Origin of the sequence: Pseudomonas sp. ABC1, assembly GCF_013395055.1 — a bacterium.
Lineage (GTDB): Bacteria > Pseudomonadota > Gammaproteobacteria > Pseudomonadales > Pseudomonadaceae > Stutzerimonas.
The window spans coordinates 112,276-131,237 of sequence record NZ_CP058349.1 but is presented as its reverse complement, the minus strand read 5'-3'; the positions used below and the strand labels follow the sequence as shown (position 1 = coordinate 131,237).

Below are 18,962 nucleotides of genomic sequence, written 5' to 3'. Positions count from 1 at the left end.
CCGGATGGACGCACACAGGCAAGCACGAAAAGGCCTGGCAGCGGCAACCACCCTCACCCCGGGGTCATACCTGGTCATAACAGGCCGGTCTTCTGGCTCGCCGTCGCTCGCATACCGCGCCTTCCCGGAGCGAACCCCAGTGGCGTATCACGGCAGCGTCAGGCTTACAGCAGCGGGGGCTGCGCCGGACTCGGCATGCGCTGGGCACGACTCACCGGACTTCCCGTTTCAGCCCTGCCATGGAGATGGCGCGGGCACCTGTTCGAGGTGTGGCAGGTTAGCAGCAAAACAGTGGAAAGCCGATAGCGGGAGGGCTCGGGTGGAGCGAATCCAGATCTATACTTTTCCGCCAGGCCCAGGCGGCAGGTGCCGACCGTACCAGGGGCGCCGGGGTATACGCTTGGACAGGCGCTCCACTTCCAGCTCGTCGGAGTGGATGATCCGCAGCGCGAGCTTCATGGTCTCGATATCCAACTCCCCGCCGCCACCACCATTGCCTTGTAGCCAGGCACCGCAACCGGCCTGCTGCGGCCCGAGCCAGGGCCGCGCGAGCTCGACCCAACGCCCAGGGGCGAACCAGGGCACGCCATCGACCAGGGTGCGCACCACTTCACCGGGGTGTGCTTGCTCATGGGCCAGGAACCAGTCGTCGATACGGTCGTCGATCCAGCCATGGAACGCCCAGAACACTGGATTGACATGGGACGAGAAGGCATCGCCAAGGAAATCATTGTCCTCGCGGAACCAGCGCTCGGAGAAGTCGACAGGGTTGCGCGCATAGGGCATCGGCAGGCCGCTGTTAGGATCGCGCGCCAGGGAAGCCCAGCACATATGCAGCCAGTCATGGATACCCAGCTCGATACGCGAACCCAACTCTCCCAGACACAGAGTGCTCAAGTACTCAGGGTTCTGGTACTGCGCCTCCCACAGCTGGAAATTACCGAAATACCCCTCGCTGCTCTTGATACCGAGCAGCCAGGCATTGAAGCCAGCATCACCGGGAATCTCCCAGAACGGCGGCGTCGAATAGCCATCGTGGTTTTCCACATAGTCGATGAATGCCTGCACACCATGGCCGATATAGGGCCGTGGCGGCGGCAGACTGGGCCAGGAAAGCAACGGTTGCATGGCACGTGCCTTCAGCACCATATCCCGGTGCATGAACAGGAAGTCCTCGCCCGAGCCGTTGCGGTGGCGCTCCTTGCCCCGCGCATCCCGCTCCTGGCCTTCCGGCCCTGGCTGCCAACCCAGGCTCCGTACCCCACGCCGCTGCGTTTCGTCCAGATGCCGCCAACGATCGCGGGCGGCGTGCCAGAGCTGGTGAAACAACCGATGCCCAGGTGAAATCAGCCAGGCCTTGAGCTCAGGCCGGTAGGGAAGTCGTTCGCGGGCTAGCACGAAAGGGCGGCGCACCGCGACGAAGCGTGCTTGCCGTGTGGAAAAACCGTGCTGCTGTCCTTGCGTACTCAAAGCGCCGCTGATCGTCGCCTGGCCACCACCACTGCTCCAGTCGCCCCAGATTTCATCGAAGATCGCCTGGCAGTCATAGGCATGGCCGGCATGGTCCGTCAGCTTCCAACGCAGGTTGGGAACCTTGCTTGCATCCAGTTCGCCGAACACCTGCAGGTTGCCCTTATCGAAGGGCCGCCGGCCCAGCACACCGCGCACCGCACGCCCACCCGGACCGATGTCCAGCAACAGTTCGAGGTGATCGAGCGCCAGCCCGGGAAAGTCCCCCTGCCCGTCGAGCAAGCGGAAATCCCAGATACCGACCAATCGCTCGCCAAGCAGCACTTCCGCCTGAGGCACCGGAATGATTTCCGGCTCTTCTCTCAACTCGGCCGCTTCCTTTTCCTGATGGCTACGGTAGGCACTACGCGCTGCCACCAACGCCCCGCCTGCGACCCCAGCCGCCGCCAACCCTGCCACGAACTTCCGTCGAGAAACCCTCATAAATTCCTGCCCAGACCTTCTGCCCGATACGGACATTTCCCATACGGACGAAGCGGTCAAAGGTGGATTTAGCGACATAAGGTCAGGCTTGCCTGCGAATGGATGGTCTCCCCCGAAAGCGGATGCCACCTGCACGGTTAAATCCTTCCATGGCCGACTCGTCTAGTCGGTTCAAGGTCAGTCTCAGAGAAGCCCCCATGCCGCCACGCCTGTCCGCGGAAATCTTGCGCATCCTCAAACCCTTCTGGCTGTCCGTCGTGTTATCGACCTTGCTCGGCATCGTCAGTGGCCTGAGCGTCACCGCGCTGTTGGCGACCATGAACGACGCCCTGAACCGCGAAGGCGGCGCCACCACACGCCTGGCCCTGCTGTTCGCCGGCCTGTGCCTCCTTACCTTGGCCTGCTCCACCCTCTCCAACCTGCTGACCAACCGGGTCGGGCAGAAGGTCATCGCGCGCATGCGCCAGGAACTGGCGGCAAAGATCCTCGTCGCGCCCATCGAGCAATTGGAGCGCTACCGCGCCCACCGCCTGATCCCGGTGCTGCTCAACGATATCGGCACCATCAGCGGCTTCGCCCTGTCCGTGGCGCCCATGGTGATCTCCTTGACCGTGACCCTCGGCTGCCTGTCCTACCTGGCGCTGCTGTCCTGGCAAATCCTGCTGCTGACCCTGCTCACCGTGGTCATCGGCAGCGGCGCCCAATACCTCGCCCACCGGGCGGGTCTGCGCAGCCTGCAGGCCGCCCGAGATGGCGAGGACGAACTGCAGAAGCACTACCAGGCCATCTCAGCCGGCGCCAAGGAACTTCGCATCCAACGCGGGCGCCGTCACGACATGCTGGAGCGACATATCAAAGGCACAACGGACGACATCTGCCGTGCCAACATCCGTGCCGCCACCATCTTCGTCAGTGCCGAGACCTTCGGCTCCATGCTGTTCTTCGCGGTGATCGGCATGGCCATCGCCTTCCAGGCCCTCGGCTCAGGTACCGACAAGAGTGTGCTGGGCGGGTTTATCCTGGTGATGCTCTATATGAAAGGGCCGCTGGAACAACTGATCACACTCATCCCCAGCATCAGTCGCGCCGAAGTGGCCTTCCGCCGGGTCGCCGAACTGTCGCAGCGCTTCTCGTCCCCCGAGCCGCACCTGCTGCTGAGTGAACTGCCCGCAACGGACGACGCACTGCAGAGCATCGAACTTCATCGGCTCGGCTATGACTACCCCGAGGTAGAAGGTAGTCAGGCCTTCCACCTCGGGCCGGTGGACCTGGAAATCCGCCGGGGCGACATCGTCTTTATCATCGGCGAGAACGGCTGCGGCAAGACCACCCTGATCAAGGTTCTGCTCGGTCTCTATGAACCGCACCAGGGTGAAATCCGCCTGAACGGCCAGCGTGTCGATGCCGAACACCGCGACGACTACCGTCAACTCTTCACCACCATTTTCGCCGACTACTACCTGTTCGACGACCTCGCCCCCGGCAAGCAACAGCTTCCCGCGGAAGCGGAAAAATACCTGCAACGCCTGGACATCGCGCACAAGGTCTCGATCCGCGACGGCGCCTTCACCACCACCGATCTCTCCACCGGCCAGCGCAAGCGCCTGGCCCTGATCAATGCCTGGCTGGAAGAGCGCCCGGTGCTGGTCTTCGACGAATGGGCCGCCGACCAGGACCCGGCCTTCCGCCGGGTGTTCTACACCGAGCTGCTGCCCGAACTGAAACGCCAGGGCAAGACCATCATCGTCATCTCCCACGACGACCGCTATTTCGACATCGCGGACCAACTGGTGCATATGCATGCCGGCAAGGTGGTCAGCGAGCGTGTTGCAGGCAAAGAAGTGCCCGCCTGAACGTAGGATGGGTTGAGCACCGCAAAACCCATCAACGAGTGCTACAGTTGGGCATCGTCGCGGGGCCCCTCAGCCATCAACGAGAGGCCGACTACAACGCAACACCACCACATCCCACCCGACTGCGCCCCAGATAGTCACCACACCTGTCAGCAACAAACTAGCACCAAAAAAATAGGTGATATATCATCAACTAAAGCATTTAGCAGATGATATACCATGCGAAAGCATAAATCGCTCTTGCCAGATTCGACCCTATCCCTGCTCGCTCAACTCGGAATCAACATTGACCAGGCACGCAAACGCCGCCGCCTCTCGGTCGATACGATCTGCAGCCGAGCCGGGATCACAGCCCAGACCTACAGACGCCTGAGCAAAGGCGAACCGGGCATCGGCATCGGAATCATGGCCGCGGTCTTGAGCGCGATGAACCTGGAAGATGATCTTGCACTGATCGCCTCACCGTCTTCCGATGAAGTAGGCATAGCCATGGAAAGAGCGCATCAACCCAAGCGCATCCGCGAGGAGGCGTCCGATGAACTGGACACCGATTTCTAAGGCGTACGTTTTTGCAGCTCTCGACGGCGAACCACGCCCCCTGGGTGTACTGGCCAAGGACGCCTCCGGGCTGCGCTTTGCCTATGCACAGAGCTGGCTTGGCTCTCCCGACGCCTTCTCCGTCGATCCACTGAATCTTCCCCTGTCACCTGGCGAAAAGAGCGCATCGAAGCTATGGGGATGCTTCGAAGACGCCACACCCGACAACTGGGGCAGAAAGGTCCTCCTCGCCACCCACAGACAGGCCCCCGCCAACGAACTCGAATGGCTACTGGCCTCTCGCGGCGCCGGCGCCGGTTGCCTGCTTTTCTCAGCCTCGCGTCACTCGGTGACAGCTCCCGTCACCGTTCCCTCGTTTTCCGAACTCGAACAACTGCTGGAGCTCGCCGACGAGATCGACCGTGGCGAACTGCCAAGCCACCTGGACGATACACTGGCCAAACTGCTGGTCTACGGCTCATCCATGGGCGGCGCCCGGCCCAAAGTGACGGTGCGCCTCGGTGATCGACAATACATCGCCAAACTTTCCCGGCGCGATGACCTGTTCAACCAGCCCCGCGCCGAATTCGCCAGCCTGACCATGGCCAAGGACGCCGGCATCCCCACCCCTGGCCATCAACTGCGTACCGTGAATGGCAGAACGGTGCTACTGATCGAACGCTTCGATCGCGCGGGAGAACATCGCCGCCACTACCTGAGCGCCAACGCACTCATAGCACCAGATCGCATGCGCCAGGGGGATGTGGAAGGCTCGGTAAGCTACCTGCGCCTGGCGGCCGTCATCCAGAAGATCAGCCAGGACGCCCAGGCCGACTGGCATGACCTGTACCGCCGCATGGTCTTCAATATCGCGATCGGCAACACCGACGACCATCTGAAGAACCACGGTTTCCTGCATCAGGGGCGCGATCAGTACCGACTTGCACCGGCATTCGATATCCTTCCGCACCCCGACCAGACCGCCGAGCTCTCCCTTATCGTGGGCACGCAAGGACGCGCGGCCACTTTCGAGAACGCCCTGAGCCTGTGCGAACGCTTCGGCCTGTCCAAGGCACAGGCCGGGCAGGTCATTGAGGAAGTAAAAGCGGTTACCCTGGATGCAGCCCGGTATTTCCAGGAGGCAGGCTTACCCCCGGTGGAAGCAGATATTCTCACTGCCGCGTGCAGCAGGCACCGAATATAACGGCACGACTCGCTCAGAGGACTTTTCTACCGCACAACTGACCAACTGCTCCATCTGCGCCCTCCCCCTTTCCCCATACAAGAAACAAGGCATAGCTCTACTAAGGTTCCGCTGCCGCATCCTATCGGACTAAATCCCCCTCCCCCCGCCTCGTTCTCCCCATTGATCACTCACATACAGAGCGACGAGCAGACGCCACGGGAGGCTTATGAACACGCGCCACAGAAGCTGGAAATGGTTGATTCCAGTCCTAATCCTGACCCTGGCTGTCGCGGCCGCGCTTATCTGGTGGTTCGTCCTCAGGCAGTCCCAGCCTTACCCGCAGGAGGTCATACGCCGGGCGAATGCTCTGCATGAACAAATGCTGTCGTTCGATGCCCATCTAGACATTCCTCTCGACTATGGCAGTCCCGGAATTGAGGCCAACCATGATGGCCATAGCCAATTCGACCTGGTCAAGGCCGGCAAGGGCCGACTGAGTGGTGGTGCGCTAACCATATGGTCCTGGCCGGAGTTCTGGACCGGTCCGAATTCACCACATAGGCCAACTCCCGGATTTCTAGAGGCCATGCAGAGTGAACTGGAAGTGCGCTACCGGATCATCACAGGTATCGCCAAGGACTATCCCAACCAGGCAGCTATCGCTTACTCCCCTGCCGATTTCCGCCGTTTGGCCCACGAAGGCAAGTTCGCCATCGTCATCAGCATGCTCAACGCAGCTCCATTGGGAGATGACATAGACAAGTTAGATACATGGGCCGCCAGGGGTGTACGCATCTTCGGTCCCGGCTATGTCGGTAACAACAGTTGGACCGACTCGGCCCGTCCGCTGCCATTTCTCGGGGATACGGAAGATGAATTGGGAGGGCTTTCCGAAATCGGTCGTACCGCCATCGAGCGCCTGAATGACCTAGGGGTGATCATCGATGTATCGCAGATGTCCAGCAACGCACTGCGCCAGACCGCTGAATTGACCCGAGCGCCCATCATTGCCTCCCACAGCGGCGTACGGGGCACCATGGATATCCGCCGTAACCTGAGCGACGAAGATCTGCGGTACATCCGGAATACCGGCGGAGTAGCCCACATCATCGGCTACTCCGGCTTTCTCAAACCATTCTCTCGCGAAACCATCGCACGGATGAACGAGCTTCGAGCCCAATACGGCCTGCCGGACATTCAGAACATGACCCAAGTCAGCACCACCACCGACCCGATATTCTCCATCTGGTCCGAAGAGAAGTTCGGCGAATACCTGAACCCCTTCTACGGCATCCTCGGCCAGGAACCCAGCGCCACCCTGGAACAGTTCGTCGATGCCATTGACTACGCCGTAAAAAAAATCGGCATCGACCACGTCGGCATCGGCTCCGACTTCAACGATGGCGGTGGCCTGATCGGCTGGGAGAGCGTTGCCGACAACCGCAACATCACCGTAGAGCTGATCCAGCGCGGCTATTCGGATGAAGACATCGCCAAACTCTGGGGGGGGAATTTCCTCAGGGTGTGGGAGCAGGTGCAGCAATCTGCCAATAGCACGACAAAAGAGAAATAAATATAGCCGATCAACACGACTTTTCGAAAAAGACAGGGTGGCCTATATCGGATGACTTTGTCTTAGCAATGCTTTTAATTGATCTAACTTATTGTGGAGTTCTCATGCATTCAGTTATCTTTCTCGCACAAATGATCGTTCTCGGCCTATTATCAAACAGCATTCAGGCTCAGGACTTATCAGCTCCAAGCACAGTATTCCAAGATTGCCCCACCTGTCCGGAAATGGTCGTACTACCTTCGGGTGAATTTACCATGGGCAGCCCGGAAGATGAGTTGGGCCGTCAACCAGATGAGGGCCCACTGCATCAAGTAACCTTCGCTAAACCTTTCGCCATCAGCCGCTTTCACGTCACCGTCGAAGAGTGGAACACCTATACCAAGGAAACAGGTGTAACTCTCAAGGATGGCGACAGCCGTCCTGGCCGCGAATGCATCGCCGGCACCCCTCGTTATGAACAGACTCCTCGTCATCCAGCCGTCTGCATCGATTTCCACGACGTGCGCAACTACATCGAGTGGCTCGCACAAAAGACAGGTAAGCCCTATCGCATGCTTAGTGAAGCGGAACGCGAATACGCCGCCCGCGCCGGCTCCAGCGGTCCCTTCCCATTTCCCTTCGATGAAGATGGCGAATACCAGATCAGCAAACACGCCAATACCTATGGTCCCCGCGATGGATTCAGCTATGTCGCACCGGTTGGTAGCTTTCCAGCCAATGCCTTCGGCGCCTATGACATGCACGGCAATGTTTATGAATGGATAGAAGACTGCTACCACAATAGCTATAACGGCGCCCATAGCGATGGTAAGGCTCGTCTGACCGGGGAATGTAATCTCAGGGTCATCAGGGGCAACGACTGGATAGAACCCCCGATTTTCTCACGCTCGGGCAACCGAAATGAACGGGCACCCGATATTCGTGGGGATTGGCTGGGTTTCAGAGTAGCCCGGGAACTTTAAAGTTACTCAAACTTTTAACCAAATAGTGAAAGGAGCTCTCAAAGCGCTTTCTAAATCCCCAAGACTCCTCTTCGTCCTCTATTCAGGGTGTGAATAACGACAGCGCAGCTTGGACACAGCCAGTTCCAGGTATCGAACACCATGTGCTCTGCGCCCTCACCGCTTGTGTGCATAACGGCTTATCGACAAGCCATCAGCCATTCGCTTTCGGAAATCGAACCACTTCTGAGGAAAATGCAGACATGACCACGACTACCGCAACCCCCACCCACGACCTTATCGGCGTAGGCTTCGGACCATCCAATATCGCCCTGGCCATCGCCCTCAAGGAACTGTCCCTGCCAGCCGGCAAGAATCTGGATACCCTGTTTCTCGACAAGCAGCAACATTACAGCTGGCACGGCGACACCCTGGCCAGCCAGAGCGAACTGCAGATTTCCTTCCTCAAGGACTTGGTATCCCTGCGCAATCCAACCAGCCCCTACAGCTTCGTCAACTACCTGAAACAGCACGACCGGCTGGTAGACTTTATCAATCTCGGCACCTTCTATCCCTGCCGGATGGAGTTCAACGATTACCTGAGGTGGGTCGCCGAACACTTTTCCGACCAGGTTCGCTACGGCGAGGAAGTGCTGCGCATCGAGCCAGTCAAAAACGCTACCGGCGCTATCCAGAAGCTGAAGTTGATCTCCCGCGACAGCAAAGGCCAGGAACAGGCTCGCCACACCCGTGCCGCCGTGATCAGTTCGGGTGGCACGCCCAGGATTCCGGATATATTCACGGCCTTCAAGGACAACCCTCGGGTTTTCCATCATTCCCGCTACCTGAGCAGCCTGGAACGACTGCCCTGTACTCAGGGCAAGCCCATGCGCATCGCCATCATTGGCTCCGGGCAAAGCGGCGCCGAAGCCTTTATCGACCTGCATGAAAGCTTTCCACACGTCAAAGCTGAAATCATCACCCGCGCTTCTGCCATGAAACCTGCCGACGACACGCCATTCGTCAACGAAGTCTTCGGCCCGGCCTATACCGACCTGGTCTTCGCCAATACGCCCGAAGGCCGGGAAAAACACCTGCGGGAATACCACAACACCAACTACTCAGTCGTGGACCCGGAACTGATTGAGCATATATACGGCGTGCTCTACCGCCAGAAAGTCTCCCGCCAGCCCCGACATGCCGTCCTATGCCGACAGCAAGTGGAAGCCGCAGTGGCCACTGCCGAAGGTATCGAACTGACCCTGAGTGACCTGGCCACCGGGCAACAGCGCACCCACCGCTACGATGCCGTGATCCTTGCCACCGGCTACGAGCGCCGTTCCCACAAGGACCTGCTGGCGCCACTGCAAGAGTACCTGCAGGACTATCAGGTAGACCGTGACTACCGCGCCCTCACCAGCCCGGAACTGCAAACACCTATCTACTTGCAAGGCTTCTGCGAAAGCACTCACGGCTTGAGCGATACCTTACTGTCGGTACTGCCGATTCGAAGCGAGGAGATCGGCAAGGCGCTGTACCAGGACTTGGGCCTAGGCTTGGGTAAACACAAGAACGAGCCATTGGCGACGGCATTGGCCAGCGCCTGAGCAAAAAGAACAGGGCGGAGCCTCAAGGCCTCCGCTCTTAATCACCTAATCCCGAAGACTAAATCCCACTACCGCACTTGCGTTCTGATGCTATAACCAGCATTACGGAACGCCGAGATGAACGCCCTCCTCATAGAAACTCCAGTCCTTTCCAGCCGTTATCCCGCTAGACAGCTTCAAACCCAGATATCATCAGAGAGGCTTGTCGTCACCCTGAATGGCCTGACATTATTGGATCTAGCTCTCCAGCCGGATACACAGGATGACTCACTCCGGGGAGAGCTCAAGTACATCGACAAAACCATGGAGTCGGAAGCCATCCTGGCAGCCTGTGAAGGCGCATTTACACAGAGTCCGGCACTGGAAAAATTGACACTTAGCCATCCCCCCTCAGTGGCAATCGAAGCCTTCCTGGCTGATGGGCTACTACGACGGGCTGGCAAAGATTCCGTGACTTGTACATCCCAGGCCCTCTGGCAAACACCCCACCCCTGGCTGCCCAAGGCCTCGTTCGGAGTCCTGCCTCAGCAATATGTCATGACCGATACAAAACGGCACCCACTACGCCCCGCACCACAATCCTCCGTGCTCTATCGACGCTTTATCCCCTGGCTCGGGCAGACCCTGACCTTCAAACTCAGCGACCCAGAGCGAGACCTAGAGACATTCAACCGCTGGATGAACGCCCCTCGAGTCGCACAATTCTGGGAGGAAGAAGGCAGCCAGGAACAGCACCGAGCCTATCTGCAAAAAATGCTGGACGATCCCCATGCACAACCCGTGACGGGCTTCTTCGATAACCAGCCATTCGGCTATTTCGAAATCTACTGGGCTAAGGAAGATCGCATCGCCCCGTTCTATGAAGCCGACGATTACGACAGAGGGCTGCACCTGCTCGTTGGAGAGGAATCCTTTCGTGGCAAAACCTTCTACACGGCCTGGTTTTCATCCATCTGCCACTACCTGTTCCTCGACGACCCACGCACCCAGCGTATCGTCTGCGAGCCACGCCACGATAACCAGAGGCAGATCGCTAATTTCGACCGTAGCGGCTTCGCCAAGATCAAGCACTTCGACTTTCCCCACAAGCGCGCCTTGCTGGTAATGCTGTCCCGGGAGCGTTTTTTCAGTGACGGCCTTTACCAGCCACTGAAAAGTCAATAGCCCGACCACACAAAATTCGACACACAGCGCAACTATATAAACAAGAAAAATCCCGCTACCGCCCTGTAGAGCTGTATTTAACCACCAAGAAAAATGAGACTAATTTTTATTCTGGATTGATGAAAATAGGCGTCTCAAGGAAGGTTCACCTTAGTCCTCAAATCATGTTTCTTAAGGTGTCTGGTAGCACTTGGCGGTCAAAGACAGGTTCGCTACAGCCGCTGCTTGGACTCCCGCCTTCGCGGGAATGACGGGGAAGGTAAACGGATTGAAAATTCGAGTATTCATCTGTCGGCCCAGAGAAAGCGTGAAATTTGGTACGCAGATACCCAGACAGTCATTTAAAAAATTAATAAAGAGAGTAAAGAGCATAGCTATGTCAACACAACACATTTTGAGTCATCTGAGCAAAGCACTTCACCTTCGGCAAGTTTTCAAACCGACGCTTTCTGCAGTAGCCCTAGCGGCCGCCCTCCCCCCAGCGGTACAAGCACAAACCCAAGAATGGCAACTGAATATCCCCGCCCAGCCGCTCAGCCAAGCGCTGCAGGAACTGGCCAGTAAAACTGGCGCACAGCTGCTCTACAATCCAAGTGATGTCGAAGGTCTGCGCTCCACTACACTTAATGGTCGCTATCAACTGGCTGACGCGACCAGAACCATTATCCAGGGCACCGGGCTGAGTTATGGTCTGAACGGAGATACCGTTACATTGCAACCGGTTACTAAAAGTTCGTTGCAACTTTCAGTAACCGAAATTACCAGCCAGAAACTGGGAGCAGTCACAGAAGGCACTGGCAGCTACACCACCGGCGTCACCAGCACCGCCACCAAGATGAATCTGTCCATCCGTGAAACTCCGCAATCCATCAGCGTCGTTACTCGCCAACGTATGGATGACCAAGACTTGACCAGTATTACCAAGGTGCTAGAGCAAACACCTGGTGTCACCATCACCCGCAACTCAGATGAACGTTTCAATATCTACTCACGCGGTAGTGAGATTACCAAGTATCAGTATGATGGCCTCACCACTCATGTGGAGAATGGGACACAGAATATGACGCAAAACCTTGCCGACATGTCGATTTACGACAGAATCGAGGTTGTGCGTGGTGCCACCGGCCTGATGACCGGTGCGGGCAATGTCAGCGGCATGGTCAATATGGTACGCAAAAAACCCACCGAGATATTCCAAGCCAGCCTAGCCGGAAGCGTAGGGCGCTGGGATGACTATCGTGGCTCGGTAGATATGTCAGGTCCACTGACCAACAGTGGTAAGTTGCGCGCACGCTTTGTCGGCGCCAAACAGGAAAATGACAGCTTTACTGACTACCGCAGCCAGAAGCGTGATGTCTATTACGGCGTGGCGGAAGTGGATATTACTAATAGTACCACACTACGATTCGGTATTGACTACAATAAATATGACGTCAATGGTGGAGCCGATTCACCTTTATTCTATACCACCGGACAACAGACCAATCTCTCCCGCTCCACTACGGTAACTTCTAAACATCAAAACCAGAAGCTTGAAACAACTAATTATTTTTTCAATATTGATCAGGCGCTGGCAAATGACTGGAGACTGGTCATAGCTGGCGGCTATATGGACGTTGATCGAGACATCTCAAACTATGCGTCTATGACCAAGACCGGAGATCTCGATATCGATAGAGAAACAGGGACTTTTCTTGCAAGTCGAATAGCCAAGGCTGTCAATCCTCTTAGTCAAAAATCTGCCGCTGTCAATCTGCAAGGGCCATTTTCACTATTTGGCAGAGAACACCAAGCAATCGTCGGCTATGAGTTCAGTCGCTACAAGTCTCATTACGAAGCCTATGGTCAAGGGCGTATAACTACAAACCTGTCCAGCATTCACGATGTAGAGATGCCTAATCCCGACCTTCATCTTATTCAAGATTTTTATATCATTCAACAAGGATACTATGGCGCCCTACGTCTCAACCCAATTGATAAGCTTCATGTCATTTTAGGCGTTCGTGCATCTGACTATAAATACGATTCCTCTTTCGTATTACCGACTTCTAATTCTTATAGCTCTAGTGCTTATAAAAAGACAGGCGAAATCACCCCCTATGCCGGCCTAGTCTACGACCTAACACCTCAGCAGTCAGTCTATTTCAGCTATACCGATATTTTCCGGCCCAACAATAACACTGACATAAACCGCAAGGTGATTGAGCCACAGGTAGGTTCGAACTATGAGATCGGCTGGAAGGGCGAACTCTATGATGGCCACCTCAATGCTAATGTGGCACTCTACCGGGTCAGCCGTGACAACGCTACCGAACTTGCAGGCTATGACTCTACTAATACGGCTTATTACCGTGCCATCAATGGTTTGGAAACCAACGGTATTGATATCGAAATTGCCGGTGAAGTTCTAACAGGCTGGAATGTCAGCGCCAGCTACAGTCACTCCAGATCGGAAGATGCTAATGACACCCGCAAAACTTCAGAGCACCCGCTGGACACCGTCAAATTTTGGAATACATATAAATTCTCTGGCGAATGGAAAAACCTTACTATCGGTGGTGGCGCTCGCTGGCAGTCGAAAACGTCTACAACTCCATTTACATGGGCCGGAGTATATTACCAAGCTACACAGGATGATTTTGTAGTGGTTGATGCTATGGCCCGCTACAAGTTCAATCAGCACCTTTCCGCCAGCATCAATGCCAACAACATTTTCGACAAAAAGTACTATTCCGCCATCGATAATCTGAACGTGGGCTACTACGGCGCACCACGCAACCTCACTTTAGGCGTTAGATATGATTTCTGACCAGAAACCGGCAGGGCAATCGTAACCTGGAGTTTCCAGTTTTTAGTGGACACGTGACCGGTGATGGCGACGCGCTGCCTCGAACTCGTCAGGACTGACGCCGCCGAGATAGCTATGGCAGCGCGTTGAATTATAGAACCCATCGATGCAGTCGGATATATCCGAGGTCGCTACTTGCCGACTTGCATAGATACATTTCTTGATCCGTTCCTTCTTCAAACTGCTGCAGAAGGATTCAACAACCGCGTTGTCGCAGCAGTTGGCACGCCTGCTCATGCTTGGCTTAAGGTGATTGTATTTGCAGAAACGCCGCTATGCGTCACTGAATCGCCCCGGCTTTTGTGGAGGCCTCAACTCTTGAGAAGATGAGGCCATGAGAAAACTCCCCCGAAGTCCGTGAGCGTGCTGTACGCATGGTTCTGGAGCACCTGAACGACTACCCCTCCGAGTGGGCAACCATTGAAGCCATAGCCCCGAAGATTGGCTGTGCAGCGCAAACTCTGCATGCGCCACCAGACCGATGCCGGTCAGCGTCCTGGGCCGACCAGCGAAGAGCGTGAGCGCATCAAAGCCCTGGAACGGGAAAATCGCGAGCGGCGCAAAGCCAACGAGATTCTACGCCTGGCCAGTGCGTATTTTGCCCAGGCGGAGCTCGACCGCCGCACCAAGTCCTGAGGGCATTTGTCGACCAGCATCGTGACCGTCTCGGGGTCGAGTCGATCTGCCGCGTCTTGCAGATTGCCCCGTCCGGTTACCGCAGACACGCGGCGCAGCAGCGCAACCCGATACTGCGCTGTTGCCGTGCTCGGCGCGATGACACGCTGATCAATGAAATCCACCGCATATGGGACGCGAACATGCAGTGCTATGGCGCAGTGAAGGTCTGGAAGCAGCTTCAGCGAGAAGGCATCGAGGTAGCCAGATGCACGGTGGAGCAACTGATGCGCCGAGCTGGGTTGCAGGGCATCCGTGGCAGCCAGTGCGTCTCGATCCTCTACACAGAGCGACTGCCGGAGGCTGGTATCGAGCCCTCGGTGGGCAGCAAGGGCGACAGCTACGACACTCAGTTCCAATACTGTTGGACACCAACGTGATCTGACCCGAGCTACGACTGGCACAGTTGCCTTTGCATTGACTTGTCGATCACGTCGGATGTTCCCCGAGCACCGTCGGGCTCAATGCATGTGACCTAATAGGAGCTTTGTTCTGCACCATGAATGTCCTGTCCAGCTATTGAGGTTGGCGATGCCTTCTTCAATAAGGAGGAATTCGTGTGAATCAGGACGAAGTCATACTTGGTGTCGATACCCATCTGGATATGCATGTTGGCGCAGTGATTAGCGCCACCGGTAGGCTGCTTGGAACGCAGGCAGTGGAGACAACCGCAGCGGGTTATCTCCAATTGCTGAACTGGGCTCGATCATTCGGAGCATTGCGTCGCGCCGGTGTCGAGGGTACGGCCACCTACGGCGCAGGACTGACAAGACGCGATAATAGCGTCGAGATGTTCGAAGTCAACCATCCCGACCGAGCCGCAAGGCGGACGCGTGGAAAATCCGACCCCACCGGCGCTGAAAGCGCTGCATGTGCCGTCCTCGCAGGCCGTGCAACAGCCATCCCTAAACAGCAGTCTGGCGCTGCATACGCGATGCGCGCTGTCTCGGCGGCGCGCCGTAGCGCCGTGAAGTCCAAAACACAGACCATCAACCAGTTACGTGGGATCTTGGTCAGCGCGCCGCAAGACATCCGGGATCGCTTACTGCATCCCAAGGCCGAGGATTGCGTGCACATGTGCTTGAAAGTGAGATCGCTGGGCACGGGGCCCTTGCTGCAATCTCTGCGGGCAACCTTACGCCTCCTTGCGAAGCGGTGGCTGGCGTTGAAAGCGGTGGTCAAGGTTCTGGACGCGGAGCTCGAACAGCTCACATGTCAGCATGCTTCGCGGCTCCGCCAGAAGTTCGGCGTCGGGGCCCAAACCGCTGCCGTCCTGGTTTGCGTCGCTGGAGATAATCCGGATCGACTGAAGAGCGAGGCATCCCTGACAGCTCTCTGAGGGGTCAGCCCCTTGCAAGCCTCATCCGGAAAAACCAAACGTCATCGCTTGAATAGAGGTGGCGATCATTCAGCAAATAATGCTCTTTGGACCATTGCAATGGTCCGAATGCGAAGTGATCCTCGTGCGCGCGAATATGTTGCTCGCCGAACGGCACAGGGGCTATCGACCAAGGAGATCCAGCGATGCCTGAAGCGGTACATTGTGCGCGAGTTGTACCCGTTGATATTGGGTGATCTGGGCCAATCACCTGGCACCTCTTGACATAGGAGCGTCAACGCCTTGGCCGAAACCATCAACGGGCTGTACAAGGCCGAGCTGATTTACCGCCAGTCATGGAAGAGCCGCGGTAGGCGTCTGCCGAACACACCTTCAGAATCCCCAGATTAAGGACGATGGTGTCCACCTAAAAATACGTGGACACCATCGCACTTAATTCAAGGCCCAGGTTGTTCAGGAATGCCTGCACCCAGGTATCTCGATTGCCAGCGTAGCCCTGCGGCACGGTATCAACGCCAACCTGGTTCGCAAATGGATCCCGCTCTACCGGGACCGGAAAGCTTCTGCTTTGCCTGCATTTATACCGTTGAAGCTTGAGACCGCTGTGGCGATGCCAGCTCGGCAGGATGTCGCTCGCATCGATATTTCCTCCGAGCAGGGTACAGTCACTGTGAGCTGGCCGATCTCCGACCCTGGCGGCTGCGCCCGCTTTATCCGCAGCCTTTCGCAATGATCCGCATCGATACCATCTGGCTCGCCACCGAGCCCATGGACATGCGTGCCGGCACGGACACAGCCCTCGCCCGCGTGGTCACCGTATTCGGTGCGGCGAAGCCGCACTGCGCTTATCTGTTCGCCAACCGCCGCGCCAATCGGATGAAAGTCCTGGTGCACGACGGCGTGGGTATCTGGCTTGCTGCACGGCGCTTGCACCAGGGCAAGTTTCAGTGGCCTGGTATGCATCGAGGCCATGAAGTTGAACTCGACACCGAACAACTTCAAGCGCTGGTACTGGGCCTGCCTTGGCAGCGGGTTGGCGCCAACGGCGCAATTACGTTGCTCTGAATCGGGTCTTTTAGCTGTGTCGGGAGGGTTGCGTTGGTAAAATCCACGGCATGACCTCCTCGCCCAATCTCGACCAGATGCCCCCCCGATCAACTGCGCGCACTCGCTGCGCAGTTGCTGTCGAAGGTCGACACCATGGGCCGAGAGAGGCGCCGCGACAAGACCGTCATCGAGCAGCTCTCTCACGAGATCGCCATTCTCAAACGCCACAAGTTTGCCAAGCGCAGTGAGCAGATCAGCCCGGCGCAAGGCCGCTTGCTGGATGACTTGCTCAACACCGACCTTGAAGCCATAGACGCCGAGTTGAAAGCCCTTCGTCCCGCCCCGGCACCGGACGAACCACGCCAACAACCCAAGCGCGCCCCGTTGCCACCGCAGTTCCCACGTACCGTTATTCATCACGAGCCGGAGAACACCGAGTGTGCCTGCGGCTGCCAGCTTCAACGCATTGGCGAAGACGTCAGCGAGAAACTGGATTACACGCCAGGCCCGGCGCAAGTTTTTCGACCTGCATGTGGCGAACAAAAGCCAGTTGGCCGAGCAAGCGCTGCACTCCATCGGCGGCTTGTACGAAGTCGAACGGCAGGCCAAGGACATGAGCGATGAAGATCGCTGGCGATTACGCCAAGAAATAGCGGTGCCCATCGCTGAAAAGTTGCATGAGTGGATGATCGCTCAACGCGCGCTTGTGCCCGAGGGATCGGCCACAGCCAAGGCACTGGATTACAGCTTGAAACGCTGGGTAGCGCTGACGCGCTACCTGGATGACGGTGCTGTGCCCATCGATAACAACGCCTGCGAAAACATGATCAGGCCGTGGGCGCTTGGTAGGTCGAACTGGCTCTTTGCTGGATCGCTGCGCAGCGGTAAACGGGCTGCGGCGATCATGAGCCTGATCCAGTCGGCGCGCATGAACGGGCATGATCCGTATGCGTATCTTAAGAATGTGCTGATGCGGTTGCCGACGCAGAAGGCCAGAGAGATTGAGCAGCTACTGCCCCATCAATGGATGGCTGGCTAACCTGCGTAAGGCGTGTTCCCCGTACGCTTACGAGCCGCGAAGCTGTTGAGATGGCGACGTTGAAGTGGGTGCACTGGTACAACCACCAGCGCCTGCTGAGCTCAATCGGGTATGTCACGCCTGAGGCAAACTTCTACCAGCAACAAGCAGGTCAGGCCATGGCAGCCTGACTTAAACGAAATGGCCTCCACAAAAGCCGGGGCGGTTCACTACAGCCTATTTACAACGAGCCTTTAGCCAATCAGCCACGTCGCTATAAATTCCCTGAACCCTATCGGTCACGCCAGACATTCTTAAGAAGTCATGAGTCAAGCCTTCCATGACCTCGAAATCAACCTCCCCACCCTTACCCCATAAAGCGTCCGCATAAAACTTCCCCTCATCGCGTAATGGATCGTATTCTGCGACTCGTATATAAGCTGGCACAGGGCATGCCTTAACAGGCTCAAGCAATGGAGAAACTCGCCAGTCCAGTCTCTGCGCGCTCGAGTCAAGATAGTGCTGATAAAACCAGTCCATTGTCTCACTCTCCAGCAGATAACCTTCCCCATACTCCCGAAAAGACTCGTAAACACTTGAGGCATCCGTCACCGGATAGAACAACAGTTGCCCAGTAGGCCTGAATGCGGTTCTCTGCGTCCCTACACTTCCGCTACCGCTTGCCAATAGCGTTGCCAATGTCGCACCAGCGCTATCGCCACCGACAATGACTCTTTCCTTGTCCAGTCCCAATTGTTCTGCCTGCTCCACCAGCCAGCCGGCCGCATCCTCTGCATCTTCCACTGCCGTTGGAAAACGATGCTCCGGTGCCAAGCGATAAGCAGGCGCCAGAACCGCAAAACCGCTGGCCAGCGCCAGCCGACGGCAGACACAGGCATGGGAGTCCAAGCTGCCGACAACATAGCCACCACCATGAAAATAGAGGATGACTGGGCACTTTTCTTTTTCAGACAGAACCCCTCGATAGAACCTGGCCTCAATTGACTCGCCATCTCTCAATGGCACTCGGTACGACTGGATTTCAATACCTCGCGGCAGTTCGGGATCAAGCAATTCCGCGCTCAATTCAAACTCACGACGCGCCTGCTCGACACTGAGCTGGTGCATGGGTACAGCTTTTCCAGTCATTTTTCCCAGTTCGACCAACTCCAGAAATGCTTCGACATCCGGATCCAGAGGCATACTCAGCTCCATCAAGAG

General features: G+C 56.9%; 14 protein-coding genes, 4 pseudogenes, 1 riboswitch and 1 other annotated feature. Of the genes and pseudogenes, 15 read left to right on the top strand and 3 right to left on the bottom strand.

The window, feature by feature from the left end:
- Nucleotides 1–64 precede the first annotated feature (64 nt).
- A riboswitch (cobalamin riboswitch) is annotated at nucleotides 65–277 on the bottom strand.
- 59 nt (nucleotides 278–336) lie between these two features.
- A complete protein-coding gene (locus tag HW090_RS00395) occupies nucleotides 337–1,953 on the bottom strand; it encodes a PvdJ/PvdD/PvdP-like protein (RefSeq protein ID WP_179111611.1) in 1,617 nt (538 codons plus the stop codon).
- Between the two features lie 197 nt (nucleotides 1,954–2,150).
- Between HW090_RS00395 and HW090_RS00390 the strand changes: the two genes are divergently transcribed.
- From HW090_RS00390 to HW090_RS00355, 8 genes are all read left to right on the top strand, one after another.
- A complete protein-coding gene (locus HW090_RS00390; protein ID WP_179111610.1) occupies nucleotides 2,151–3,806 on the top strand; it encodes a cyclic peptide export ABC transporter in 1,656 nt (551 codons plus the stop codon).
- Nucleotides 3,807–4,025: 219 nt separating this feature from the next.
- Nucleotides 4,026–4,364: a helix-turn-helix transcriptional regulator gene (locus HW090_RS00385; protein ID WP_179111609.1), complete on the top strand. Its 339-nt coding sequence runs from the start codon at nucleotides 4,026–4,028 to the stop codon at nucleotides 4,362–4,364.
- Nucleotides 4,342–5,547 (top strand): type II toxin-antitoxin system HipA family toxin, encoded by a 1,206-nt coding sequence (locus HW090_RS00380; RefSeq protein WP_256930702.1) that lies wholly within the window; start codon nucleotides 4,342–4,344, stop codon nucleotides 5,545–5,547. The genes HW090_RS00385 and HW090_RS00380 overlap by 23 nt, the downstream gene beginning before the upstream one ends.
- Before the next feature lie 208 nt (nucleotides 5,548–5,755).
- Complete coding sequence (locus HW090_RS00375) at nucleotides 5,756–7,102, top strand: dipeptidase (protein WP_179111608.1); 1,347 nt, start codon at nucleotides 5,756–5,758, stop codon at nucleotides 7,100–7,102.
- A gap of 131 nt (nucleotides 7,103–7,233) precedes the next feature.
- On the top strand, nucleotides 7,234–8,064 hold the full coding sequence (locus HW090_RS00370) for a formylglycine-generating enzyme family protein (protein WP_373416403.1): 831 nt from the start codon (nucleotides 7,234–7,236) through the stop codon (nucleotides 8,062–8,064).
- Nucleotides 8,065–8,306: 242 nt separating this feature from the next.
- The gene (locus HW090_RS00365; protein WP_179111606.1) at nucleotides 8,307–9,650 is read left to right on the top strand and encodes a lysine N(6)-hydroxylase/L-ornithine N(5)-oxygenase family protein; all 1,344 of its coding nucleotides are present in this window, start codon (nucleotides 8,307–8,309) and stop codon (nucleotides 9,648–9,650) included.
- Nucleotides 9,651–9,767: 117 nt separating this feature from the next.
- Complete coding sequence (locus tag HW090_RS00360; protein WP_179111605.1) at nucleotides 9,768–10,814, top strand: GNAT family N-acetyltransferase; 1,047 nt, start codon at nucleotides 9,768–9,770, stop codon at nucleotides 10,812–10,814.
- A 376-nt stretch (nucleotides 10,815–11,190) separates the two neighbouring features.
- A complete protein-coding gene (locus HW090_RS00355) occupies nucleotides 11,191–13,623 on the top strand; it encodes a TonB-dependent siderophore receptor (protein ID WP_179111604.1) in 2,433 nt (810 codons plus the stop codon).
- A gap of 42 nt (nucleotides 13,624–13,665) precedes the next feature.
- Here HW090_RS00355 and HW090_RS00350 read toward each other — a convergent pair.
- Nucleotides 13,666–13,935 (bottom strand): annotated as a pseudogene (locus HW090_RS00350) (IS3 family transposase); the annotation flags it as partial.
- 101 nt (nucleotides 13,936–14,036) lie between these two features.
- Between HW090_RS00350 and HW090_RS00345 the strand changes: the two are divergent.
- The 7 genes and pseudogenes from HW090_RS00345 to HW090_RS00320 all read left to right on the top strand — a co-directional run.
- Nucleotides 14,037–14,684: pseudogene (locus tag HW090_RS00345) on the top strand (IS3 family transposase); the annotation flags it as partial.
- Nucleotides 14,253–14,369, top strand: a sequence feature (AL1L pseudoknot). (Overlaps the previous pseudogene by 117 nt.)
- 212 nt (nucleotides 14,685–14,896) lie before the next feature.
- Entirely contained in the window at nucleotides 14,897–15,676 is a 780-nt protein-coding gene (locus tag HW090_RS00340) for a transposase (RefSeq protein ID WP_218673552.1), read from the top strand.
- Between the two features lie 12 nt (nucleotides 15,677–15,688).
- Nucleotides 15,689–15,940, top strand: coding sequence for a transposase (locus HW090_RS18035; protein ID WP_218673551.1), 252 nt, complete (start codon nucleotides 15,689–15,691; stop codon nucleotides 15,938–15,940).
- A 199-nt stretch (nucleotides 15,941–16,139) separates the two neighbouring features.
- Nucleotides 16,140–16,409: an IS66 family insertion sequence element accessory protein TnpB gene (locus HW090_RS18030; RefSeq protein ID WP_179114775.1), complete on the top strand. Its 270-nt coding sequence runs from the start codon at nucleotides 16,140–16,142 to the stop codon at nucleotides 16,407–16,409.
- A complete protein-coding gene (tnpB, locus tag HW090_RS00330; RefSeq protein WP_179111602.1) occupies nucleotides 16,406–16,741 on the top strand; it encodes an IS66 family insertion sequence element accessory protein TnpB in 336 nt (111 codons plus the stop codon). The genes HW090_RS18030 and tnpB overlap by 4 nt, the downstream gene beginning before the upstream one ends.
- Before the next feature lie 50 nt (nucleotides 16,742–16,791).
- Nucleotides 16,792–17,762: pseudogene (locus tag HW090_RS00325) on the top strand (transposase).
- A 32-nt stretch (nucleotides 17,763–17,794) separates the two neighbouring features.
- A pseudogene (locus HW090_RS00320) lies at nucleotides 17,795–17,932 on the top strand (integrase core domain-containing protein); the annotation flags it as partial.
- Nucleotides 17,933–17,978: 46 nt separating this feature from the next.
- Here HW090_RS00320 and HW090_RS00315 read toward each other — a convergent pair.
- Nucleotides 17,979–18,944, bottom strand: a complete 966-nt coding sequence (locus HW090_RS00315) for an alpha/beta hydrolase (RefSeq protein WP_179111601.1) — start codon at nucleotides 18,942–18,944, stop codon at nucleotides 17,979–17,981.
- Nucleotides 18,945–18,962 lie beyond the last annotated feature (18 nt).